We start from the raw sequence: 23,310 nt of genomic DNA, 5'->3' as shown, positions 1-23,310 counted from the left end.
GTGCAACCGGCTCTTGCGGCCGGAATGGCGGACGAGCTGGGGGGCGGCTCAATGACCCACCAAGCAAGCAAGAGACAGACCCGACACGACGGTCAAGGCTGCCCGGGCGCGAAAAAAAACGAGCCAGCCGGCCCGGTCTCGCTTTGGGTGCGAAATGCAATGAACCTTAACAATTCGAGACGAAGAAGTCACGTTTCGATCACGCAAGGTTTGCAACAAAATGAAACCCCAGCCGCGGCAAAGGCGCATCGCGCCTGCGCTACGGACTTCTGCGTCACACTGCGCCGGCACCACCAGCTGCGGCGCGGCGACGGGGTCCGGCCCGCTACCAAAACGCTACTGTTTCGCCCCGTCCGTGTAGGTGTCGAATTTGCCGCTCTTGGCGCCGTCGGTATAGGTATCGAACTTGCCGGCCTTCGCACCGTCCGTGTACGGGTCGGACTTGCCGACCCGCTGTGCGCCCTGGACCGGCTCGAGTTGGTCAGTACGCGCACCGGGGGCCAGCGACGTCACATTGTCGGACTTGGCGCCTTCGGTATAGACGTCGAATTTTCCGGTCTTGGCGCCGTCGGTGTATGGGTCATACTTGCCAGCCTTGGCGCCGTCCGTGTATGGGTCGAACTTTCCGCTCTTGGCGGCCGGGGACTGGGCATGTACGACGCCGAACGCAGCGGCGAGCGCCAGGCCGAGGGTGAGGTGGCGCAGCTTCATGGGGGACTCCTCTCGCGGTGATTTCGCGTTGTGCCCGCTGCCTGTCGATGCGGATGGCGTCGCGGCAAGCATCAGTGGCAACAATCAACGCTAGGCCAGCGAAAATCGGCTGTCAACCACGCCACCGCGCAAGCGGCGCGAGAGGCGCCGCCAGGGTCATTTGCACGAACATTGGGCTTACAATGCACTGGCCCGCGCGACGGCAAGCCGCGCCAACGCACAAAAAAAAGGAACCACCATGCTGTCTCGGCAAACCCGACGCCTCCCCTCCGTTGCCCTCGCCAGCGCACTCGGTGCCACGCTGATGCTCGCCGTCGCGGCTCCCGCGCAGGCGTACTTCGACAACTACCTGTCCGGCACCATCATCGGCAAGCTGAGCAAGGATGAGGCGGCGTCGCTCTCCAAGTCGATCGGCAAGGCCTTGAACGACACTGCGGACGGTCAGTCGATTTCGTGGCAGTTTCCGGCCACCGGCAAGCGTTTGCCCGTGGAAGGCACGCTGACGCCGGTCACGAGCAAGACCGACCGGGGCCAGTCGTGCCGGCGTCTCAAGACCGACCTCAAGCGCGGCACCGCTGAAGAGCACTGGAGCGGCTGGTTCTGCAAGCAGAAGGACGGTCAGTGGAAGTCACGTCAGGTCGCTGAATAGAGGCTGACCTTAGCGGCACAGCCGGCGCATCAGTTCCGAGGCCACTGACCCGGAAGCCGCCGGCTGGAAGCGCGAAGATTGCGGCGAGCGGATCGTGTAGAGCGCCTCGCCGCGCGCGAAGCGTTTGCTGTATAGCGTCTGTTCCACCACGGCCACCATCGACGAGGCGCAGTCGAGCACCATGCGCTTCAGTGATGACCGGATCGGTTCGCCGCTCGTTGTACGAATCACCCCGGCGGGCGCGTTGCGCATGACCACCACGCCAACCTCCGGCCCTGCCCGCTTGACCGCAAGCTGATCGAAGTACGAGATCACGCCGTTGGCGCCCATCAGCGGAAGCCAGCGCTGCGGGTCCGGCGCGCTGGACTCCGGTGCGGCAACGACGACACAGCCCTGTCCCGGCGCAGACCGGAAAACAGTGCCTCCGGACGGCTGCTGGCATTGGTACAGACCTGCGGCAGCGGCTGGGCGGCTATCGTACCCAGTGCTGGATTGCGCGTAGGCCGCCGCGCTCACGGCGCAGCCGAACAGCACGGCGGCGCTTCGAAACCTGCGGAAAAACATTGCATCGCCCTCGAAATGACGGGAAAAAACGATCCGCATTGTCGCACATGCCGCCGCGCTTGCCGACCCGCGCAGCGCAAGCTCCACCGTATGTCAGCCGTGCAATTCTCGCCAGGCGACCAGATCGGCAATGGTCAGCACCGGCAGCCGGTACATTTCGGCAAATGCCAGCGCCTCGGGACGGCGCGCCATCGTGCCGTCGGGATTCATCAGCTCGCACAGCACTGCGGCCGGCGACAGGCCGGCCATCCGGGCCAGTTCGACGGAGCCTTCGGTATGTCCGCGACGCACCAGTACGCCGCCGTCCACCGCTACCAGCGGAAACACGTGGCCCGGGCTGACCACGGCATCGAGCCCGGCATCCTTGGCGATCGCCGCGCGAATCGTGGTGATGCGATCCGCCGCGCTCACGCCGGTGGTCACGCCCTCGCGCGCCTCGATCGATACGGTGAACGCCGTTCCGTATTGGCTGCGATTGTTCTCCACCATGGGGCGCAAGCCAAGCTCGCGCACCTTGGCAGCCGTCAGGCAGAGGCAAACGATGCCGCTGCATTCGCGGATCATCATTGCCATGTTCGACGGCGTGAGGCATTCGGCGGCCAGGATGAGATCGGCCTCGTTCTCGCGGTCGTCGTCGTCGAGCAGCACAACGGGGCGCCCTTCGCGCATGGCGTCCAGCGCCTGCGCAATGCGCAAGGCCAATGGGCGCTCGTCGGCATCGGCTACGAGCGTGATGGAATCGGATTCGTTGGAAAAGGTTGGCATGAAACGCTCCTTGCTAGCTGATCAGTGGGCGTTTCAGGGGAGGATCAACGGCAGCGCGCAGGCAAGCACGGCGGGCGCCTGACATGACGGTACGCGTGCGTGCGCGGACAAATGCGTCCTGCCGCGGCAAGCGTGACCATCCATGCCCTGCGCGCGAGGCAGCCAGGCAGGCTCCCGCCCATCTTCTTTCATCCGGACTATGACCGTCGGCCCTGGCTTCGCACCAGGTCTGCTGACCCTGCACGGCATGTGCAGGCGCTCGCGGGCTCGCCGCATCGCACTGGACGTACGCTGCGCCATACCGCCGGTGGGGACTTGCACCCCGCCCTGAAGACGTAACGGTGCCGGCATGCCGCGCCAAACCTTGGAGGCAAGGCGCGAAACGTGCCGGCCGGCGGATGTTAGCACGACTGTTCGTTTTTCTTGGGGTGCAAGGTGCTCCACCGTGTACTACAACTAACTGAGGTGTGATGAAAAAGGGACTATGCGCGTCACCACCCGACCCCGGACGCGCGGCGCGGATCCGGGTCTCCCGACAACAACGAGCCTATCTATGCGACCGCTGCCCGATGCCCGGCCTGGCTGTTCCACTCCTGCCACCCTGCGCCGAACGCTATCCCGGACGCGATGTATCCGACAGGCAGCATTGGTCGCGGTCCTGTCAGGCGCGGCCCTTGGGAGTGGCCCGGTGCAGGCCGCCCCGCCAGTACCCGCCGTCCAGATCGGCTATGGAATCGACACCAGCCACGACGTCCAGAAGGTGGAAGCCGCCTTCCTGTGGGACTCCGGCATTGCCTGGGGCAACCCGCAGGGCCTGCTCCTCGACCTGCTTTGGGAGGTAAACGTTGCGCGCTGGCATAGCACCAGCGATAACAATCCCCGCAATCCCTGGGAATTCGGCTTCTCGCCGGTGGCCAGGCTGGCCTGGAAGCGCTATAGCTGGGTGCCGTTCCTGGAACTGTCGCTTGGCCTGCGCCTTTTGACCGAAACCCGAACTTCCGACGATCACGTCTATTCCACCGCCTTCCAATTCTCGGAATACGCGGGTGTCGGCGTGGCGTTCGGAAAGGAGCAGCAATTCGCGGTCGGCTACCGCTACCAGCACATCTCGAATGCCGGGATCAAGCAGCCCAATCCCGGCACAGGCTTCAGCACGGTGTATCTGCGCTACCGCTTCTGAGGCTGCGGGGCAAAATCTTGCGCCAGCGTCTCGAACACCGCGCGCGTGGCCTCGTCGGCCGGAAAGAAGCACTCGATGCGCATTTCCTGCAGCGTGACGTCCTGCGGAATGCCGAGCGTGGTGATCGTGGAAAACAGCGAAGCGCGGAACGCGCCTGCGCGCAGCGTCACCGGCAGCACCGGCGGCGGCGGACCATCGGCCGCTTCGTCGTCAGGCAACAGCGCGCCGCCCGGCCCCACCATGTCTGGATGCCAGACCGCGATGCGCGCAAAGATTTCGCGCGCGGCCTGGTCGTTTGCCTGGACCTGGAGTTCCTGCCAGACGCGCCGCAGCAGGTAGCGGCCGACCTGCCGGGCGTTCTCGATCACCGGCCACAAGCCATGCGGATCGAACACGGTCAGCATCAGGTTGACGCGACCGCCGCCATCGTCCAGCGCTGCGGGCGCGCGGCCGGCCAGCAACACATCCAGCATGCGGCGATAAGCGGGATTGGCGTCGACAAGGTTCCAGAAGCGGTCGAGCACCACCGCCGGGAACGGCTCCTGCTTGGCAAGGATCAGCGAAATGGCCTGCTGGACCATCTGCAACGGCGGCGAGACGAGAGTGTGCTCGCTATAGCCCGGTGCAAAACCGCCCGCCAGCAACATGCGGTTGCGCTGGCGCAGCGGCACACCGAGCCGTTCGGCCAGCGCCAGCACCATCTCGCGGCTGGGCCGGGAACGGCCGGACTCGAGAAAGCTGATGTGGCGCTGCGATACTCCGGCCGCAAGCGACAGCGCCAGCTGGCTGTAGCCGCGCCTGCCACGCCAGTATCGCAACAGGGCGGGAAATTCAAGCGCCGTCTCGGAACCAGGTGTCAGGGTTTCCATGTGACGTATTACACCATGAGGCATGCCGCCCGGCGATTACTTTACAGGTAATCAGGACGATTCATGGACCCCGATGCCAATGTGGTGCAACCTCATGAACGGGAACCCCGAATCTGTATTGCATACCCGCCGGCCCTCGGCCACGCCTTCAGCCGAGGGGAAAAGAACCACTCGTCAGCAGTTGCCTTTCTTGGCTTGGCCTGGAGGGCAGAAGCTCTGGTTGCCGTACTGATCCACCCTGCAGTTTCCCTTCTTGGCCTGGCCTGGCGGGCAGCCGGGGCCGCCTTGCTCTGCACGATAACCATCGTCATATGGAGCCACTACGCAGCCGGCCAGCAGGGCCGTACTCGCAATCAGCAGGGCGAATCCTCGGAGCATTGTTTTTCCTGTCGTAGGGATTGTTGTCAGGCGAAGCATAACGGACCGGCTTGTGCCCGGCAGTAACTATTCGCAATTTGTCCACTTTTATACGATACCTGCACGCAGCTTTGGCCAGTATCTTGTAGTAGCAACATTGCCATTCAGCTGTCGCCTGGAGGTAGATCGAACAAGCGCGGCCTACGCCACACCGTGACTAGGTGTAACAGGCGAATGGTATGCTTGATCTTTTGATTCCCGCGCGCAAAGGGCGCGCATCCTGATGGAAATTGCCATACTGCTGGCGCTGATTCTGCTCAACGGTCTGTTCGCCATGTCCGAAATTGCGCTGGTCACCGCCCGCAAGGCGCGCCTGCAGCGCCAGATTGAGGACGGCGACCGGGGAGCGATCGAGGCTGTCAAGCTTGGCGAAGACCCGACCCGGTTCCTGTCGACCGTGCAGATCGGCATTACGTCGATTGGCGTGCTCAACGGCGTGGTGGGCGAATCCACGCTGGCACAGCCGCTTGGCGTGTGGCTGCAGGGCTTCGGGCTGCCGCCGACGACGGCTGGCTACGTGGCTACGGCCATTGTCGTGGCTGGCCTGACCTATTTCTCGATCGTGCTGGGCGAACTGGTGCCCAAGCGCCTGGGCCAGCTGGCTCCCGAGGCCATTGCACGGCAGGTGGCCCGCCCGATCGGCTGGCTTGCCGTGGCCAGCACGCCGTTCGTCAAGCTGCTGTCCGGGTCGACGCGCCTGGTCCTGCGCGTGCTGGGCGTCAAGACCGACCGCGGTCCCGGAGTGACCGAGGAGGAAATCCACGCACTGCTGGTGGAAGGCTCGGAGGCCGGCGTCATCGAGCATCACGAGCACACCATGGTGCGCAACGTGTTTCGCCTTGATGACCGTCAGCTGGCCTCTCTGATGGTGCCGCGCGGCGACGTGGTGTATCTCGATATCGAAGTCCCGCTGGAAGAAAACCTCAAGCGCATCGAGGAGTCGGACCACTCCCGCTTTCCGGTCGTGCGCGGCGGCATGCATGACATTGTCGGCGTGCTCAGCGCGCGCCAGTTGCTGGCCCGCCGCCTGCGCGGCGAGGAAGCCGACCTCATGACCGTGGTGCAGCCGGCGGTATTCGTGCCAGAGAGCGTCACGGGCATGGAACTGCTGGAAAACTTCCGCGGCTCCGGCGGCCAGATCGCGTTCGTGATCGACGAGTACGGGGAGGTTCTTGGCCTGGTCACGCTGCAGGACCTGATCGAAGCCATCACCGGCGAGTTCAAGCCGGACAGCGTGGACGAGGAATGGGCGATCCAGCGTGAAGACGGCTCCTGGCTGCTCGATGGCCTGATCCCCATACCCGAGTTGAAGGACCGCATCGGCCTGCGCCAGGTGCCCGAGGAAGAAAAAGAGCGCTACCACACGCTCTCCGGGATGCTCCTGCTGCTGCTTGGCCGGCTGCCGCAAACCGCGGACAGCGTCCAGTGGCAAGACTGGCGCTTCGAGATCCTGGACATGGACGGCAAGCGCATCGACAAGGTGCTGGCCTCGCGCGTCGTGCCGTCCGAAGGTCCCGAAGAGGAAACCACCGGCTGACGCCTGCGCCCTCCCTCCGTCGTCGCAGCCTCCTGACCAACAACCAGACCGGGCGGCCTGTCAAGGCCGGCGTGGCAAGTGCCGGCCAAATCTGCGTTGACGACCCGGCGGCACGCTCCTGGCGCCCTCGCTGCCGTATGATCGAATCTGCAACACACCAGTCATCGCGATATGCCTGCGCGGCAATTGTGTGATCGCGGTGGCAGAATTCGAGAATCACTGCAGAACGGGAAAGCGCGGACAGTGGCTGGCGACTTGCCGGCCTGGTCCGCAAAATGGATCGCATGCACCAAGACGACGCCAGCGACAGCGCTGGTCAGAGTGCCGGAAATGCGTACGACATGGTCCAGCCCGCCGCCTTCGTGGCTGCGCTGGCGAATTGCCGCGCCTCCTCAGGCGGCACGCAACTGGTCATTCTCGTCATTCGACTGGATCGCTTTGCCAGCGCCTGCGAATCCGTGGGACCCAAAGGGGCGGCGCGCCTGCGCCAGCTCGTACAGGCGCGCCTGGCGCGCTGGCTGCTGCCGGAAGCCCGTATGTACTGGCTGGGGCCCGCCGACCTGGCCGTTGTCACCCCACTGTCGGCCGCGACGCAGGATCCGGCGCGGCTGGGACAGCGCATGGCCGATGAACTGGCGCGCCCTTTCTCGCTCGATGGCTTTGAGCTGTTCCTGTCCTGCAGCATCGGTGTGGCCCTGGACCACCCCGACATAGCAGCCGAGCGCATTCTGCAGCAGGCGTTTGACGCCATGCTTCGCATCTGCCGCCAGGGGGGCCACGGGCTGGGCAGTGCCATGCGCGCCGGCACGCCTGCGGCGGACCAGATGGTCGCGGCCTTGCCCCATGCTCTGGAGCGCGGCGAACTCAGCCTGCACCTCCAGCCCATGGCTCATTTCGAGGGCGCGCGGATCAGCGGCTACTCCGTGCGGCTGCGCTGGCGCCATCCCGCTCTGGGCAGGGTGGCGCCGCAGGACTTCCTGCCGGCGCTGGAAAACCTCGGACTGATGGGACCGGTGGGTAACTGGCTGCTCGGGAGCCTGGCGCCGCTGGCGCGCGCGGCAGCGGATATCGGTCCGCTGCAGTTCACCCTGCAGGCATCCAGCGCCCAACTGCATCAACTGGATATGATCGACGCGCTCGCGCGTACCCTCGATGCCGGAGCCATCGCGCCACAGCGGCTTTGCGTCGAGGTGCCCTGCACCAACCTGCCGGACGACGCAGAACTGCTCGCCAGGTTCGAGGCATTGCGCCGGCGCGGCCTCCAGCTTTCGCTCAGCGATTTCGATAGCCGGCCAGAATGCCTGGAGACATTTGACTGGCTGCGGCCCGACCGTGTCACGCTGGACGTGCGCAGTCTCGGCCACGCCCACCAGCCCGCCAATGCGGCTGCCGGCTTGCAAGCGGCCTGCGCGGTGGCACGCAAGGCAGGGGCCGTGGTCTGTGCCAGGGGAGTGGAAACACGCAAGCAGCTGGAGCAGGTGCACGGCTGGGGCTGCCACAGCATCCAGGGCTATCTGCTCGCCCAGCCATTTCCGGCAGCCTGGCTTGCGCAGACTCATTGGGCAATCCAGCAGCGCGCCAGGGAACTGCTCGGGCCGGCCACTTGATATGCCTGAGCCGTGCGCCCGTCGCGACGCGGCCCGGGTGCGCAGGCGCCTGCCATTTACAAATTGCGACACATGAAATGTGATGCCAATCGGCACTGGCGGTAAAATCTGCCCAAAATGTCCATGACCTGTAAGGAGCCCGGCGTGAAGAAAGGTTGGATCTGGTGCGTACTGTTCGCGACCCTGCTGGCTGGCTGCAATACCATGGCCGGACTTGGCCAGGATATCCAGCGCGGCGGCCAGAAACTGGAAGGCGCGGCAGACCGCCACAAGTAAGCGGCAAGCCCCTCTTCTTGTAGGGGCTCGGCGCCCCCAAGGAAAAACGGCACGCAATGCGTGCCGTTTTTCCGTTCATGCCGTATGCGCGACAGCGTCCGGCGGCTCAGCCCCGCCGCAGTGCCGCAGCCTCTTCGGCCAGCTTGCGGATGCGGCCCCAGTCGCCGGCGGCGACGGCGTCCTTGGGCACGACCCAGGAACCGCCTACGCACACCACGTTCGGCAAGGCAAGGTAGGTCGGCGCCAGCGTGGCGTCAATCCCGCCGGTCGGGCAGAAACGCAACTGCGACAGCGGCCCGTACAGCGACTTGAGCATCGGCACGCCCCCCGCGGCCTGCGCCGGGAAGAACTTCAGGAAAGTGAAGCCGGCCTCCAGCGCCGCCATGGCCTCGCTGGCCGTCGCCACGCCCGGCAGCAGCGAGATGCCGGCATCCTGCGCACCTGCGGCCAGCGCGGGCGTCAGCCCCGGCGATACGGCAAACTGAGCGCCGGCGTCGCGCACGGCATGGAGCTGCTCCACGGTCAGCACCGTGCCGGCGCCCACGCAAGCGCCCGGAACCTTCGCGGCCACGGCGCGCATCGCGTCCATCGCCACCGGCGTGCGCAGCGTGATTTCCAGCAGCGGCAGGCCACCGGCCACCAGCGCTTCGCTGACATGCAGGGCCTCGTCGACGGAACCGAACTCCAGGACAGGAATGACCGGCACATTGGCCAGTCGCGCGAGCAGCGGGGAAGTTTGAACTTGCATGGCAGTCTGGATCGTTGCGGACTAGAAGTTGGATCGGGAAATCAATCGGTCAGGCAATCACGGACACCGACTGCGCCAGCCTGGCGAGCACGGTCTCCGCGGAAGGAATCGGCGCCACCGCGCCATATCCCGTGGTGGACAGCGCCGCGGCCACGTTCGCATAGCGCGCGGCCTCGAACGGATCGGCGCCCGCGGCAAGCCGCGCGACGAAGCTGCCACCGAAGCAGTCGCCAGCACCCGTGGCATCGACAGGCGTGACGGCAAACGGCGGCACCAGCGTGCGCGATTCGGCCGTGGCCACGTAGGCGCCCTCTTCGCCGAGCTTGAGCGCCACCAGGCCAACGCCGCAGCCAAGCAGGTAGTCGGCGATCGCGTCGCGGTCATCGAGTCCGGTCAGCACGGTGATGTCATCCCAGCTGGGCAGGCATACATCCGTGAGCGAGAACGCCTCGCGCATGATGCCGCGCGCCCGCGCCAGCGACCACAGGCGCAGCCGCAGATTGGTATCGAGCGACACCTTCACGCCGGCCTTGCGCGCATGCTCCATAGCGGCCAGGCCAGCGTCGCAGGCGCTTGTGCTGATCGCCAGGCTGATGCCCGACAGGTGCAGGAACCTGGCCTGCGCGATCGCGGCCAGCGGCAGCTGCTCGTGATGGTAGCGGGCCGCGGCGGAGCCTTCGCGCAGGTAGTCGAAGCGATGGCCATGGTTGTCATGGCTAACGAAGTACACGCCGGTCGGCGCCGAGGGATCGACGCGGACGTGGCGCGTGTCCACGCGCTCGCTCGTCCACAGCGCCATCAGCCGTTCGCCGAAGCTGTCGGCACCCACCGCGCTGATGTAGCCCGTGGTGGCGCCCTGCCGCGCGGCCGCGATGCAGAAGTTCGAAGTGTCGCCGCCAAATCCCTGCAGGTAGCGGCTCGGGTCGTCGGGCTGCTGGTTGAACTCCACCAGCGGCTCGCCATAGGCCAGGATATCGATGCTCATGGCGTGCTCGTCTCAGAAGAAAGTCTGGACAATGTCGATGACGCGCATGTCGCCGTTCAGTACGGGAATATGCCGCCACTTGTCGAAGGTCAGGCACGGGTGCGAGATGTCGAAGGCGATCATGTCGCCGACCCGTATATCGTCACCCGCGTGGATCTGCAGGTATGCATGCTGGTCCATCATGCCCGTGACTTCCCAGTGCGCGGGCACCGCCACCGGCGCGGCGCTGCCCGGGCGGTAGATCACCGCCGGAATCGGCATGCCGGCGTCGAACGCCGCGTCGCGCTTGCCCATGCCGATGATGGCCCGGTCAGGCTCGGGCACGGATTGCACATAGGCCCACAGCTGCAGCGCGGGCAGCAAGCCTTCGCGCATCTTCTGTGCCACCGGGTTGCTCGCCAGGATGCGCTCCTGCGCGGCCTTGTAGATGCCCACATCATGCGTCAGGTAGCAGCCGGGGCGCAGCACCACCTCGATCGGCATGCCGATATCGGTGCGGGCAAATTCTTCCGCCACTACGTCGTACCAGGCCGAGCCGGCACCCGACATGATCACCGGGCTGCGGCCAAAGCGGCCCTGCTGCGCGATCTCGCGGGTGACCGCCACGGTGCGTTGCAGGAAACGGCGGATATCGGCCTCTTCCTTCAATACCCCTTCATAGATCTCCACGCCCGCCAGCGACAGCGCGTCCGGCCAGCGCGCCAGCGCCGCCAGCACATCTGCCTGCTGCACGGCGTCGCGCACGCCGGTGCGTCCGCCCTCCACACCCAGCTCCAGCAGCACCTGCAGCGTCTGGCCGCGCTTGCGGAAATACGCGCCGAGCTGGTCCACCAGGTCCGCGGAATCGACCAGCGAGAAGAACTCGAAGCCAGGATCGCGCAGCAGGTCGGCAATGATTTCCATATTGCGGCGGCCCACCAGCTGGTTGGCCATCAGCACACGGCGCACCCCGTGGGCGTAGGCCGCGGCAGTCTGGTGCGCGGTCGCCAGCGTAATGCCCCAGGCGCCCGCGCCAAGCTGGCGCGCAAACAGCTTGGGCGCCATGGTCGTCTTGCCATGCGGCGCAAGCTGCACGCCGTACTCACGCATGAAGCGGCGCATCCATTCCAGGTTGTGAGACAGGCGCTCCTCGTAAAGCACCGCGGCTGGCAGGCTGAGCTCCTCCTGCAGCAGGCTCCAGCCGGTCTGGCCGGCGTCTTCGGGGGCAAGCGGGGCTTCCAGCCTGCCCAGTGCCTTGTTGAGCGGATCGATCACACCGGCCTGATACTTTGTTTCACGCATGCCTGTCATCACCCTGAAAAAATCTGATTGACGTAATGATATCCCCGAAATTACGATATTTCATCCTTGTTATAAAGTAACACGCCGTTCCCGGACTGGCGGCTTGACTGGAGTCAGTGCCGCCGCCTCGCAACCGGGTTGGCACTACCAGTTATAGCCCTTCGCCAGCCCAGGACCTTCACGAGCCATGACCGCGCCCTTCGATATCCTGACCCGCATCGCCGAGCGCGGCCCCGCGCTGCGCCTGGCCGAGCAGAAGGTGGCGCAAGTCGTTCTGGAAGACCTTGCCGGCGCGGCGGCCGCCAGCATCAACGAACTGGCGCGCAAGGCCGGCGTGAGCGAAGCCAGCGTGACGCGCTTTGCCAAGGCCATCGGCTGCCGCGATGTGCGCGACCTGAAGCTGCGGCTGGCGCAGGCCACCGCGGTGGGCATGCGCTTCCTGCAGCCGGACGGCATGCCGGCGCCTGCCGACACCCCGGCGACGCTGGCCGACCGCATCCATGCCGACGTGCTCGCCGCGCTCGAAGTCAACCGCAAGCTGATCGATGCCGACCGTGTCGAGCAGGCCGCGCGCCTGTTGCTGGGCGCACGCATGGTCTACGCTTTTGGCATGGGCGGCGGCTCGTCCTTCATGGCTGACGAGGCGCGCCACCGCCTGGCGCGGCTGGGCCAGCCCGTGGCCAGCTACCAGGACGCGCTGCTGCAGAAGATGGTGGCGGCAACGCTCAGCCGCGACGACGTGGTGCTCGCGTTTTCGGCGAGCGGCAGCGTGCCGGAGATGCTGGCGAGCTGCGATATCGCGCGCGAATACGGCGCCACGCTCGTGGCCGTGACCGCGCTCGGGTCGCCGCTGGCCGCGCGCGCCGACGTGCTGCTGCCCGTGCGCACGCTCGAGACCGACTTCATCTTCAAGCCGTCGGCCTCGCGCTACGCCATGCTGCTGGTGCTGGACGTGCTGGCCACGCAGTGCGCGCTGCTGCGCCAGGACCAGAGCAAGGAACGGCTGCGCCGCCTGAAATACGTGCTCGACGCCCACCGCGGCCCCGGCGGCGAGAACGGGCACGACGACGGCGCCGGCCCGGACGGCCGCCAGCCGCTGGGAGACTGAACCTATGCCACACCTGTTCGATACCCTGATCCGCTGCGTGACGCTGCTCGACGGCTCGGGCGCCGCGGCCCGCATGGCCGACGTGGCGCTGCGCGATGGCCTGATTGCGCGCATCGACGAAGCCGGCGCCATCGATCCCGACTCCGCCGCCCACGTGGTGGAAGGCCACGGCCTGGTGTTGTCGCCTGGCTTCATCGACGTGCATACGCACGACGACACCAACGTGGTCCGCCAACCTGAAATGACGCCCAAGCTCTCGCAAGGCGTCACTACCGTGATCGTCGGCAACTGCGGCATCAGCGCGGCGCCCGTCACGCTGTCGGGCGATCCGCCCGACCCGATGAACCTGCTCGGGCATGCGGATGCCTTCCGCTACCCGGACTTCCGCTCGTATGTGGAAGCCGTCGACGCCGCACAGCCGGCCGTCAACGTCGCGGCACTGGTCGGCCATACCGCGCTGCGCAGCAACCAGATGGACCGCCTGGACCGCGCCGCCACGCCGGAGGAGATCGCCGCCATGCGCGCGCAACTCGAAGAGGCGCTGCAGCATGGCGCGCTGGGGCTCTCAACCGGCCTCGCCTATGCCAACGCTTTTTGCGCCCCGACTGAAGAAGTACTGGCCCTGGCCGAGCCGCTCGCCAATGCCGGGGCGCTCTACGCCACGCACCTGCGCAGCGAGTTCGCCGAGATCCTCGACGCGATGGACGAAGCGTTCCGCATTGGCCGCCACGCGCGCGTGCCCGTGGTGATCTCGCACCTGAAATGCGCCGGCGTGCCCAACTGGGGCCGCAGCACCGAAGTGCTCGATGCGCTCGATGGCGCGCAGCGCTGGCAGCCCGTCGGCTGCGACTGCTATCCCTACACCGCCAGTTCGTCGACGCTGGACCTCAAGCAGGTCACCGGAGACTTCGACATCATGGTGACCTGGTCCGAAGGCGCGCCCGAGATGGGCGGCCGCCTGCTGGCCGAGATCGCGGCCGAATGGCAGGTCGACCTGCATGAGGCCGCGCGCCGCCTGATGCCGGCCGGGGCCGTCTACCACTGCATGGAAGACGCCGACGTCGACCGCATCCTGAGCCACCCGGCCACCGTAGTGGGTTCGGACGGCCTGCCCAACGATCCGCTGCCGCATCCGCGCCTGTGGGGCGCGTTTCCGCGCGTGCTCGGCCACTATGCGCGCGATCGCGAGCTGTTCCCGCTCGCCGTCGCCGTCAACAAGATGACCGGCATGTCGGCCGAGCGCTTCGGCCTGGCCGGCCGCGGCTTCGTGCGTGAAGGCTATTGCGCCGACCTGGTGCTGTTCGACGCCAACACCATCCGTGACGCGGCCAGCTTTACCGATCCGATGCAACCGGCCGAAGGCATTGCCGCGGTCTGGGTCAACGGCGAGCTGTCCTGGCAGCAGCGCCAGCCCACCGGCGTGCGCGCCGGCCGGTTCCTGCCGCGCGGCGCCCGCCCCGCGGCCTGACTTCCCTCTTTGTTTCACCCGATTTCAGGAGTATTCATGGATATCAAGCGATTCGGCGTAGAAGGCGGCACCGGCCAGGGCGGCCAGCACATGCCGTTTGCCCGCGCGGTGGCGGCCGACGGCTGGCTCTACGTTTCCGGCCAGGTGCCGATGGTCAACGGCGAACTGGTCGACGGCGGCATCGTCGTGCAGACCCACCAGGCCATCAAGAACGTGCTGGCCATCCTGGCCGAGGCCGGCTACGGTCCCGAGCACGTGGTGCGCTGCGGCGTCTGGCTGGACGATGCGCGCGACTTCGCCTCGTTCAACAAGATCTTCAAGGAATACTTCGGCGCCAACCCGCCCGCCCGTGCCTGCGTGCAGTCCAGCATGGTGGTGGACTGCAAGGTCGAAGTGGACTGCATTGCCTACAAGAGGCCGGCGGCCTGAGCCGATCGCCTGCTGCTTGTCAGCCGACTGTCAGCGGATTGCCTGACTGTATTATCCCCCGCCCGCGACCCGGGCGGGACATGAACTGAACTACAAACCTTGCCGTCAAAAGCGGCTTTTTTTCCACAAGAGGAGACAACATGGGTGCCGTCACCGGAACCACACTGTTGGTGTACGCGCTGATCGCCGTGATCGCCCTGGTCGTGCTGATCGCGCGCTTCAAGCTCAACCCCTTCATCACCCTGGTAGTCGTCTCGGTCCTGCTCGGCTTTGCCGTGGGCATGCCGATGGGCGACATCATCAAGTCGTTCGAAGCCGGCGTTGGCGGCACCCTCGGCCATATCGCGCTGGTGATCGGCCTCGGCACCATGCTCGGCAAGATGATGGCCGAGTCCGGCGGCGCCGAGCGCATCGCGACCACGCTGATCGATTTCTTCGGCGAGAAAAACGTGCACTGGGCGATGGTCACCATCGCCTTTATCGTCGGCCTGCCGGTCTTCTTCGAAGTCGGCTTCGTGCTGCTGATCCCGATTGCCTTCAACGTCGCCAAGCGCACCGGCACGTCGATGGTGCTGGTCGGCATCCCGATGGTGGCCGGCCTGTCGGTCGTCCACGGCCTGATCCCGCCGCACCCGGCCGCTCTCCTGGCCGTGACGGCATACGGCGCGGATATCGGCAAGACCATCATGTACGCGCTGATCGTGGGCATCCCGACCGCGGCCATTGCCGGCCCGCTGTTCGCCAAGCTGATGGACCGCTACGTCAAGCTGCCCGACGTCAACCCGCTGGCCACGCAGTTCACCGAGGAAGACGAAGGCGTCAAGGCCTCGCACCAGCTGCCCGGCTTCGGCATTACGGTGTTCACCATCCTGCTGCCCGTGATCCTGATGCTGATCGGCAGCTGGGCCGACCTGTTCACCACGCCCAAGACCTTCGCCAACGATTTCCTCAAGCTGATCGGCAACTCGGTGATAGCGCTGTTGATCGCCGCTCTGGTGAGCTTCTACACCTTCGGCAAGGCACGCGGCTTCAACCGCGAGGCGATTCTCAAGTTCACCAACGAGTGCGTGGCGCCTACGGCCATCATCACGCTGGTGGTTGGCGCGGGTGGTGGCTTCGGCCGCATCCTGCGCGACTCGGGCGTGTCCAATGCCATCGTCGACGTGGCCACCAACGCCCACGTTTCGGTGCTGCTGCTGGGCTGGCTGGTGGCCGTGATGATCCGCATCGCCACCGGTTCGGCCACCGTGGCCATGACCACCGCCGCCGGCATCGTCGCCCCGATCGCCGCCAACGTGCCGGGAACTCGCCCCGAACTGCTGGTGCTGACCACCGGCGCCGGCTCGCTGATCCTGTCGCACGTGAACGACGGCGGCTTCTGGCTGGTCAAGGAGTACTTCAACATGACCGTGACCCAGACCTTCAAGACCTGGTCGGTCTGCGAGACCCTCATCTCGGTGGTCGCCCTGCTGCTGACCCTGGCGCTCGCCACCGTCGTCTGACCGTCTGAACCGGGCCAGGGCACCCGTGTCAATCGGGATTGCCTTGGTCCGGGCGCCCTCCTACACTCCCTCCTCGATGCGGCCGCGAGTGCCGCACACGTCCTATCGAGGAGACCCTCCATGACCTTCACGCTGTTGCAGCGCGCCATCCTGGCCTGCGGCGCCCTCGCCCTGCTGTCGACCGCGGCGCAGGCCGCCGACCCCGTCAGGATCGGCCTGATCGCGCCCTTTTCCGGCAGCTTCGCCGATTACGGCAAGCAGATGGAAGCCGGCGTGAAGGCCTACCAGTCGCTGCATGGCGATACCGTGGCGGGCCGCAAGGTGCAGGTCATCATGAAGGACACCACGGGACCGGTGCCCGACGTCGCCAAGCGCCTGGCGCAGGAGCTGGTGGTACGCGACAAGGTCGACATCCTGGCCGGCTTCGGCCTGACGCCGGAGGCCCTGGCGGTCGCGCCGGTTGCGGAACAGGCGAAGAAGCCGATGGTGATCTTCAACGCGGCCTCGTCGGTCATCACCACCAAGTCGAACTATATTGCGCGCGTGTCGATGACGCTGCCGCAGATTTCCGCGCCCATGGCCACCTGGGCCGTGAAGAACAATGTGCGCAAGGTGGTCACGCTGGTCGCCGATTACGCGCCCGGCATCGATGCGGAGACCGCGTTCAAGACCAACTTCATCGGTGGCGGCGGACAGGTGATCGAGTCCATCCGCGTGCCGCTGCGCAACCCGGAGTTCGCACCGTTCATCCAGCGCATCAAGGACGCGAAGCCTGAGGCGGTATTCCTGTTCCTGCCCGCCGGCGAACTGGGCGTGGCCTTCATGAAGGGCTTCCGCGAGCGCGGGCTGGCCGAGGCCGGCATCCGCGTGATCGCCACCGGCGACCTGACCGATGACCACGTGCTGCCCGCCATGGGCGACGCGACGCTAGGCGTGATCACCTCGTTCCACTATTCGATGGCGCACGACTCGCGCGAGAACAAGGCTTTCCTGAGCGCCTATTCCGCTGCGAATCCCGGCGCGGGCCGCCCGAACTTCATGGCTGTCGCGGCCTATGACGGCATGGCTGCCATCTACGAGGCACTGAAGCAGACCAACGGCGCGACCGATGGCGACAAGATCCTGGGCGCGCTCAAGGGCATGAAGATCATGAGCCCGCGCGGGCCGATCATGATCGACCCGGCCACGCGGGACGTCGTCCAGACCGTCTACATCCGCAAGGTGGAGAAGCGTGGCAGCGAGCTGTACAACATCGAGTTCGACAAGTTTGCCGACGTGAAGGACTCAGGCAAGTAAGGCCCTCGCCGCCCTGCTTCCGCGTTCGCGCCGCTCAGGGCACCCACCAGTAGCGCGTGAGATGAAAGAAAACCGGGGCGGCGAATACCACCGAGTCCAGGCGGTCCAGCATGCCGCCGTGGCCCTCGATCATGTGGCCCCAGTCCTTGATGCCGCGGTCGCGCTTGATCGCCGACATGACCAGGCCGCCCAGGAACCCCATCAGGGCGATGACCAGCGCGATCGCACCGGCCTTCCAGGGTGAACCGTAAGGCGTGATCCACCAAAGCGATGCCCCCAGCGCCGTCGCGCTGGCGACGCCGCCCACAAAGCCCTCGACCGTCTTCGACGGCGACAGCAACGGCGCGATCTTGCGCTTGCCGAGCAGCTTGCCCCATACATACTGGAGCACGTCGCTGCCCTGCACGACGATCACCAGGAATGCGATCAGCAGCAGGTTGCGATCCTCGTAGCCCGGAATCGGCAGCGTGAGCAGCGCCGGGACGTGCGAGATGCAGAACACGCAGATCATCACCGCCCACTGCACGCCCGCGCAGCGTTCGAGAAAGCGCGTGGTTTCCGAAGACAGCGCCGAGAGGATCGGCAGGATCAGGAACGCATAGACCGGGATGAAGATCGAGAACAGCCCGTACCAGCTGATGTAGACGAGCAGGTACTGGCACGGCAGGAAGACGAAGAATGCGGCCACGATGGCGCGATGGTCGCCGCGCCGGGTCGTGGTGATCGTAATGAACTCTCGCAGCGCGTAGAACGAAAGCAGGCAGAACAGGACGATGATCGCCGTGCGCCCCATGGCGAAGGCAATGCCGAGGATGGCCACCATCCACCACCATGCCGACACCCGGGCCGCGAGGTTGTCGATAACCGCGTGGGGCGCGCCGCCCGCCACGCGCCGGCGCAGCAGCGCGGTCACGAGCGAGGCCAGCAACAGCACGCACAGCACGCCGCCAAACAGCACGCGGGTTTCGTGGATAACCTGGATACTAGACATGGCTTTACTCCAGCGCCGGCGCCAGCGCGAGCAGTTGCTGCCGGCAGCGGGACAAGAACGATTCTTTCGCTTCTTCGGGCTGCAGCCGCAGCGGCGTGCCAAAGGTTACGGTGCACAGCAGCGGCACGGGGATGACCTCGCCCTTCGGCATCACACGGTTGAGATTGTCGATCCACACCGGCACGAACTCGATGTCCGGGCACGCCCGCGCCAGATGGAACACGCCGCTCTTGAACGGCAGCAGCCGCTCGTCAGTGGTATTGCGCGTGCCTTCAGGGAAGATGATCAGCGAGGCGCCGGCACGCAGCGCCTGCTCCATCTGGGCCACCGGGTCAGGGGCGGTGCCGTCGCGCCCGCCGGTGCGGTCGATCAGCAGCGCACGAAAGACATCGCGCCCGATGAAGCGCCGCACCGGCGACGCTTCCCAATAGTCCGCGCCGGCCACGGGCCGCGTCGCCGCGCGCAGGTCCGGCGGCAGGCAGCCCCAGATCAGCACGAAGTCGCCATGGCTGCTGTGGTTGGCAAAGTAGACACGCTGCACCGCGGCGGGCAGGCAGCCGTTCCAGCGCGCCTGCATGCCGGTCAGCGCCTGCGCGAACAGGATGATGGCGCGCGCCGCCAGTCGTGAAGGCCAGGTCATGGCGAACTCATCTCAGTAGCAGCAAAAGAAGCGCGAGCAGCAACTGCGCCGCTGTCAGTGCACCCGCAAATTTCAGGAAGCGCAGCGTCGCGCGCGAGCGCTCCGCCAGCGAGCGGCCCGCACGCCCGGGCGCCTGCCAGCCGAGGGCGGCCAGCCCTTGGTCGAGTGCGTCCAGATCAGCGGCATCCGCCGCGACCGCAAGCGCCTCGAACAAGCGACGGTCCAGCTCGATACGGACCAGCAGCCAGAGCTGGGCCACGCCAATGAGGGCCGCCACCAGCCCGAGAACCAGGTAGACCAGCGCAGCGGGCGCGAACAGTCCGGCAAGCAGCAGGTTGGCCATGGCCAGGACCAGGCCCGCGCCATTCAGCCGGGAGGCTGCGTGCATGGCGGCAGCAGTAATACGCGCCACCCAGGCCTCGCTGCCGGACGCGGGACGGGGATCGGCTTCAGTCACCATGGGCGGCTCCTTGCGTATCGGGATCCCGCGGATCGGCTGAGTTGGTTTGCAGGAAATGCGCCAATGCCGCAACGCTCTGCGGGCCCAGCACCACGGCGGGACGGCTTTGGCGCAACCGGGCCAGCACTTGCTGCGGATCACGCAGGCGCGCGTGCGCGCCCAGCCAGGCCGCCGCGACCAGCGCACTGCGCGAGTAGCCAAGGGCGCAGCTGACCAGCACCGTGCACCCTTGCAGCCGCCAGCGCTCGATGATCTCGACGCCGGCCTGCAATTGCGCCTGCGATGGCACGGTCAGGTCCAGCACGGGCACGCAGCGGTAAGCGACGCCCGTCACCAGCCGCGGCAGTTCCGCAGTCAGGTCGAGCACGGCATCGGCCCCCGAATCGCGCAGCTCCGCTTCGCCAGGCAGACGGCCGATCCACACGCCATCGGCCAGCCGGCTGACGGCAGGCTGGCGCCGGGTCCACCAGCGCGAGTTGGCGAAGGCGCCCAGCACGTAGGGCCACAGCACCCACCAGGCCGACATGGGGAGGGTACCGTCCGCGCGCTTCTGGAATGCCCCCGGCTTGCCGGCACGGTAGATCATGGCCACGCAGCCCAGCGCGATGGCCGCCCACACAAGCAGGAAACTTGCCACAACCGACACGCTCAATGCCGCCACCGAGGCCAGCGCCAGCAGCGCCGCCGCCAGCCCATAGCGGCGCGCAAGCCCGGCGTCAGGCGAGCCGGCCGCCGCGGCTGGCTCCCGCGGAAACGCGAATACGCATAGCCACCCGGCCAGCCAACCGGTCGGGATGTCGATGAAGTGGTGCTGGTAGGTCGTCAGGACCGACACGCCGATCAGCGCAAACCAGAGATGCAGCAGCCAGCGCCAGCCGCCACGCAGATGCGCGGCATAGGCAACCCAGAGGATCACGAGCAGGCTGATATGCAGCGACGGCGCCTGATTGAAGGGCTTGTCAAAGCCGCCGAGCAACGTGAAAAGCTGCCCTGGCAACCCGTCGGCTTCGGGGCGCGCAAAGGCAAAGCGCAGCGGAAACGCGACAAAGCATGCCACCGAGACGAGTTGGGCCGCGAGCAGGCGCTTCGCGTGGCTCAGCAGGTCGGCGCGCGTCGGCCAGAGGAAGAACGAAATGCCATAGAGCAAGTCGATCGACCAGTACGGCACGATGGTCCACGGCACGAACGGAATCCCGCGCTCCCAGCCGAAGTGGAAATACGGTACCTCGGCGCGCTGGCTGGCCAGCCAGTTGGCCAGGCCGTAGCTAGAGAAGAACAGCACCCCCATGCCGGCGAGCAAACCCGCTGCCAGGCGCCACGGCCGGCCCGGCGCCGGCACCGGGTTCCGATCCAGCGCGGCGGGACCATACGATGCGCTGTCGCGCTGCATCAGCGCCCCTCGCCTTTCCTTCGTGCCAGGCTGACCGTGAAGATGCCCCACGGATCGATGCGCTGGGCGAGCTTTTCAAAGCCGGCATGGCGGACAAGTTCGTCCATCTCGGCCTGCGAGCGGCGGCGCATCACCCACGCCGAACCCGCACGGTGGCTGGTCAGCGCCCGCGCGATGAACTCGAGCTGGGGATGCCACGGCTGCCCCGTATAGACGAGATAACCGCCCGGCCGCACGGCCTGCGCCAGCCCGCGCAGCGACCTGCCGACCATCTCGTTGTCGCCGAACAGCTCGTACAGGCCGGAGACGATGGCCAGCGTTGGCGCCGGGTCCAGCGCGGCGAGACTGTCGGCATCGAACGCATCGCCCTTCTCGAAGCGCGCAATCGGATCGAGCCCCTTGCGGCGGATCAGGTTTCGTCCCTGCTCGACATTGATGTCGCTGTAGTCGCGCAGCAGGATGCTCTCCACGGCGTTGCCGTCGATGCTGCCGCGCTGCGAAGTCAGGGCCTCCAGCACGTAGCGCCCGTGGCCGGCGGCGATGTCGACGATGTGCACCGGGGCACCCGCGGCCTGCAGGCGGTGAATCGCCTCGCCAATCAGTTCTTCCACATGCAGCTTGCGCTGCCGGATGCCGCGCCAGCCGATGGCGTCCAGGTAGTTGCGGTCCACAACCTGGCCAATGCCGAAGCGGCCCGTCGCCTGGTTGCGATAGACATAGTCCAGCGTCGAGCCGGAGTCGAAGCCGGTCTGGTGACCCAGGCGCACGCCTTCGGACAGCATGCCGCCCAACCGCAAGCCGGCGCGCACGGTCCCCCAGTAGATGCCGGCCGGGCTTGCCGCCGCCAGCGGCGCGGCCAGCCGGTCGGACTCTTCCTTGAAGGGCCCGCGGCGGTCAGCCTCAAGCCATGACACGGGCTCGGACGGTGCGTCGAATTCGCGAACGATGAAGTTCCGCGCCGCCGCCACGGCGGATGCGCGGTCACGCTCGCCGAGCGTATCGTGGTAGAAGCCGTCGAGGACGATGCGCTCCTTCACGCGCGAGCCCAGGCGGTCGAAGAACGCATCCTGCGGGCCGCGATGCACGACCCAGTCCGCGCCGGAAATCAGCAGCTGCGTGGGTACGGTGATGGCGCCGGCATCGGCCACGACGCGCTCGCCGGCGTCGTAGAGGTCGAGCAGCATGTTGACGGCGATCGGCCGCGTGATCAGCGGATCGGCGTCGTAGCTGGCCACGCGCTGCGGATCGTGCGTGAGGAACTTCGCCTTGACGTAGCTGTTGACGAAGAACTTGCCGCGCAGCCGCTGCATCAGCTTCAGGCCCGGCCGCGCGAACGGCACATAGAGCTTGACCTTGAACGCCGGAGAAGCCGCTACCAGGCACCGGATGCGTGGCGCGTAGTCGTGCACCCAGGTCGCCACCAGTACCGCGCCGACGCTCTGCGCCACCACGGCCATGTGCTCCACGCCAATGCCGTGCGCGGCCTCGATGTGCTCGACAAAGGTCTGGATGTCGCGCACCGAACAGGCCAGCCCGGGGCTGTAGCCGCGCTCGCCCGGCGATCGTCCGTGGCCACGCGCGTCCCAGGCAAAGAAGTCATGGTCCGGCAGGTTCAGTTCATCCACCAGGTGCGCGACGCGGCCGGAATGCTCGTGCCCGCGATGGAACAGGAGCACGGCCCCGCGCGGCGCGCCGCTCGCGGCCGGCCAGTGCCGGTAGAACAGTTCCTGCCCGTCATGGGTGGCAAAGCGCGATTCGATCGGAGTTCGTTCCACGCGGTGCGTCTCCACAGGTTAGACCGCCGGGCGGCGGGCCTGGCTCTCGCGAGCCTCCTGCACGCCGTGACGTACGCGATTGATGATGGTCGCCACGGACAGCAGCGACAGCAGGATCCAGAACCAGTGCCCGTAGGGACCGAGGCCCAGGCCGCAGCCCACCCATAATCCAAGCGCGCCAAGGACCAGCGCACGGTCGCTCTTGCCGAGCGGGCCGTCATAGCGCCGGCTGGCGCCCGCCAGCGGCCCGATCAGCCCGGCGCATTCGGCCACCACGGCCAGGATGGCGAACAGGATGACCTCGCCGCCCGACGACGGCATGGCCCAGGCGAAGGGGATGGTCAGCGCCAGGTCCGATACGATGTCGCCCAGCTCGTTCAGGTACGCGCCCAGCACGCTTTGCTGCCCGTGTTCGCGCGCGAGCATGCCGTCGATCGCGTTCAGCGCCATCCGCGCGAACAGCCACAGCGGCATCAGCAGGAACACGCCGGGCAGCCAGGCCAGCCCGCCCGTCAGCGCGCCGACGACGAACGAACCGGCCGCCGCCGCCAGGGTGACCTGGTTGGCGGTCACGCCCGACGCCGCAAGCCGCTCCACGGTGGGCCGCAGCAAGGCCTGGAACTTCGGTTTGATCTGGTAAAGCGTCATGTTCGGTCTCGGGT

At 66.6% G+C, this 23,310-nt stretch carries 23 protein-coding genes and 1 riboswitch; of the genes, 10 read left to right on the top strand and 13 right to left on the bottom strand.

Features of this window, described 5'->3' with window-relative positions:
• Positions 1-336: 336 nt before the first annotated feature.
• On the bottom strand, positions 337-711 hold the full coding sequence (locus CupriaWKF_RS26110) for a hypothetical protein (protein ID WP_276101333.1): 375 nt from the start codon (positions 709-711) through the stop codon (positions 337-339).
• 238 nt (positions 712-949) lie between these two features.
• On the opposite strand from CupriaWKF_RS26110, the gene CupriaWKF_RS26105 reads away from it, so the two are divergent.
• The gene (locus CupriaWKF_RS26105; protein WP_276101332.1) at positions 950-1,360 is read left to right on the top strand and encodes an RT0821/Lpp0805 family surface protein; all 411 of its coding nucleotides are present in this window, start codon (positions 950-952) and stop codon (positions 1,358-1,360) included.
• Positions 1,361-1,369: 9 nt separating this feature from the next.
• Here the strand turns inward: CupriaWKF_RS26105 and CupriaWKF_RS26100 are convergent, their stop codons facing one another.
• Positions 1,370-1,924, bottom strand: coding sequence for a surface-adhesin E family protein (locus CupriaWKF_RS26100; RefSeq protein WP_276101331.1), 555 nt, complete (start codon positions 1,922-1,924; stop codon positions 1,370-1,372).
• A 93-nt stretch (positions 1,925-2,017) separates the two neighbouring features.
• Positions 2,018-2,689: a 3,4-dihydroxy-2-butanone-4-phosphate synthase gene (gene ribB / locus CupriaWKF_RS26095; protein ID WP_276101330.1), complete on the bottom strand. Its 672-nt coding sequence runs from the start codon at positions 2,687-2,689 to the stop codon at positions 2,018-2,020.
• 176 nt (positions 2,690-2,865) lie between these two features.
• A riboswitch (FMN riboswitch) is annotated at positions 2,866-3,028 on the bottom strand.
• Positions 3,029-3,377: 349 nt separating this feature from the next.
• On the opposite strand from ribB, the gene CupriaWKF_RS26090 reads away from it, so the two are divergent.
• Complete coding sequence (locus CupriaWKF_RS26090) at positions 3,378-3,869, top strand: acyloxyacyl hydrolase (RefSeq protein WP_276101329.1); 492 nt, start codon at positions 3,378-3,380, stop codon at positions 3,867-3,869.
• Here the strand turns inward: CupriaWKF_RS26090 and CupriaWKF_RS26085 are convergent.
• Positions 3,857-4,738: a helix-turn-helix transcriptional regulator gene (locus tag CupriaWKF_RS26085; protein ID WP_276101328.1), complete on the bottom strand. Its 882-nt coding sequence runs from the start codon at positions 4,736-4,738 to the stop codon at positions 3,857-3,859. The two genes, CupriaWKF_RS26090 and CupriaWKF_RS26085, sit on opposite strands and share 13 nt — an antisense overlap.
• Positions 4,739-5,378: 640 nt before the next feature.
• Between CupriaWKF_RS26085 and CupriaWKF_RS26080 the strand changes: the two genes are divergently transcribed.
• From CupriaWKF_RS26080 to CupriaWKF_RS26070, 3 genes are all read left to right on the top strand, one after another.
• Positions 5,379-6,692: a hemolysin family protein gene (locus tag CupriaWKF_RS26080; RefSeq protein WP_276101327.1), complete on the top strand. Its 1,314-nt coding sequence runs from the start codon at positions 5,379-5,381 to the stop codon at positions 6,690-6,692.
• 284 nt (positions 6,693-6,976) lie between these two features.
• Positions 6,977-8,299 carry a GGDEF domain-containing protein gene (locus CupriaWKF_RS26075; protein WP_276101326.1) on the top strand — a complete coding sequence of 441 codons (1,323 nt, stop codon included), beginning with the start codon at positions 6,977-6,979 and terminating at the stop codon, positions 8,297-8,299.
• A 159-nt stretch (positions 8,300-8,458) separates the two neighbouring features.
• On the top strand, positions 8,459-8,575 hold the full coding sequence (locus CupriaWKF_RS26070; protein WP_224003445.1) for an entericidin A/B family lipoprotein: 117 nt from the start codon (positions 8,459-8,461) through the stop codon (positions 8,573-8,575).
• A 106-nt stretch (positions 8,576-8,681) separates the two neighbouring features.
• Here CupriaWKF_RS26070 and CupriaWKF_RS26065 read toward each other — a convergent pair whose 3' ends face one another.
• The 3 genes from CupriaWKF_RS26065 to CupriaWKF_RS26055 are packed head-to-tail and all read right to left on the bottom strand — an operon-like array spanning position 8,682 to position 11,589.
• Positions 8,682-9,323 carry a bifunctional 4-hydroxy-2-oxoglutarate aldolase/2-dehydro-3-deoxy-phosphogluconate aldolase gene (locus tag CupriaWKF_RS26065; protein ID WP_276101325.1) on the bottom strand — a complete coding sequence of 214 codons (642 nt, stop codon included), beginning with the start codon at positions 9,321-9,323 and terminating at the stop codon, positions 8,682-8,684.
• Between the two features lie 49 nt (positions 9,324-9,372).
• The gene (locus tag CupriaWKF_RS26060; protein ID WP_276101324.1) at positions 9,373-10,308 is read right to left on the bottom strand and encodes a sugar kinase; all 936 of its coding nucleotides are present in this window, start codon (positions 10,306-10,308) and stop codon (positions 9,373-9,375) included.
• 12 nt (positions 10,309-10,320) lie between these two features.
• Positions 10,321-11,589, bottom strand: a complete 1,269-nt coding sequence (locus CupriaWKF_RS26055; RefSeq protein WP_276101323.1) for an amino acid deaminase — start codon at positions 11,587-11,589, stop codon at positions 10,321-10,323.
• A 187-nt stretch (positions 11,590-11,776) separates the two neighbouring features.
• Between CupriaWKF_RS26055 and CupriaWKF_RS26050 the strand changes: the two genes are divergently transcribed.
• The 5 genes from CupriaWKF_RS26050 (at position 11,777) to CupriaWKF_RS26030 (ending at position 17,392) form a co-directional block, all read left to right on the top strand.
• Complete coding sequence (locus CupriaWKF_RS26050) at positions 11,777-12,697, top strand: MurR/RpiR family transcriptional regulator (protein WP_276101322.1); 921 nt, start codon at positions 11,777-11,779, stop codon at positions 12,695-12,697.
• A 4-nt stretch (positions 12,698-12,701) separates the two neighbouring features.
• On the top strand, positions 12,702-14,165 hold the full coding sequence (locus tag CupriaWKF_RS26045) for a D-aminoacylase (protein ID WP_276101321.1): 1,464 nt from the start codon (positions 12,702-12,704) through the stop codon (positions 14,163-14,165).
• A 36-nt stretch (positions 14,166-14,201) separates the two neighbouring features.
• A complete protein-coding gene (locus CupriaWKF_RS26040; RefSeq protein ID WP_276101320.1) occupies positions 14,202-14,594 on the top strand; it encodes a RidA family protein in 393 nt (130 codons plus the stop codon).
• A 140-nt stretch (positions 14,595-14,734) separates the two neighbouring features.
• Positions 14,735-16,096: a GntP family permease gene (locus tag CupriaWKF_RS26035; RefSeq protein WP_276101319.1), complete on the top strand. Its 1,362-nt coding sequence runs from the start codon at positions 14,735-14,737 to the stop codon at positions 16,094-16,096.
• 120 nt (positions 16,097-16,216) lie between these two features.
• Complete coding sequence (locus CupriaWKF_RS26030; RefSeq protein WP_276101318.1) at positions 16,217-17,392, top strand: ABC transporter substrate-binding protein; 1,176 nt, start codon at positions 16,217-16,219, stop codon at positions 17,390-17,392.
• A gap of 34 nt (positions 17,393-17,426) precedes the next feature.
• On the opposite strand, the gene CupriaWKF_RS26025 is transcribed toward CupriaWKF_RS26030, so the two are convergent.
• The 6 genes from CupriaWKF_RS26025 to CupriaWKF_RS26000 are packed head-to-tail and all read right to left on the bottom strand — an operon-like array spanning position 17,427 to position 23,296.
• Positions 17,427-18,383 (bottom strand): phosphatidate cytidylyltransferase, encoded by a 957-nt coding sequence (locus CupriaWKF_RS26025; RefSeq protein ID WP_276101317.1) that lies wholly within the window; start codon positions 18,381-18,383, stop codon positions 17,427-17,429.
• Between the two features lie 4 nt (positions 18,384-18,387).
• Entirely contained in the window at positions 18,388-19,023 is a 636-nt protein-coding gene (locus tag CupriaWKF_RS26020) for a lysophospholipid acyltransferase family protein (RefSeq protein ID WP_276101316.1), read from the bottom strand.
• A gap of 7 nt (positions 19,024-19,030) precedes the next feature.
• On the bottom strand, positions 19,031-19,483 hold the full coding sequence (locus tag CupriaWKF_RS26015; RefSeq protein ID WP_276101315.1) for a hypothetical protein: 453 nt from the start codon (positions 19,481-19,483) through the stop codon (positions 19,031-19,033).
• Complete coding sequence (locus CupriaWKF_RS26010) at positions 19,473-20,873, bottom strand: phosphatase PAP2/dual specificity phosphatase family protein (RefSeq protein WP_276101314.1); 1,401 nt, start codon at positions 20,871-20,873, stop codon at positions 19,473-19,475. Before CupriaWKF_RS26010 ends, CupriaWKF_RS26015 begins: the two co-directional genes overlap by 11 nt.
• Positions 20,873-22,648: a bifunctional alpha/beta hydrolase/class I SAM-dependent methyltransferase gene (locus tag CupriaWKF_RS26005; RefSeq protein ID WP_276101313.1), complete on the bottom strand. Its 1,776-nt coding sequence runs from the start codon at positions 22,646-22,648 to the stop codon at positions 20,873-20,875. The genes CupriaWKF_RS26010 and CupriaWKF_RS26005 overlap by 1 nt, the downstream gene beginning before the upstream one ends.
• A gap of 18 nt (positions 22,649-22,666) precedes the next feature.
• Positions 22,667-23,296, bottom strand: coding sequence for a CDP-alcohol phosphatidyltransferase family protein (locus CupriaWKF_RS26000; RefSeq protein ID WP_276101312.1), 630 nt, complete (start codon positions 23,294-23,296; stop codon positions 22,667-22,669).
• Positions 23,297-23,310 lie beyond the last annotated feature (14 nt).

It is taken from the genome of Cupriavidus sp. WKF15 (assembly GCF_029278605.1).
GTDB lineage: Bacteria > Pseudomonadota > Gammaproteobacteria > Burkholderiales > Burkholderiaceae > Cupriavidus.
Note: the sequence above shows the minus strand (reverse complement) of the source record. Positions and strands in the feature narration are given on the sequence as shown.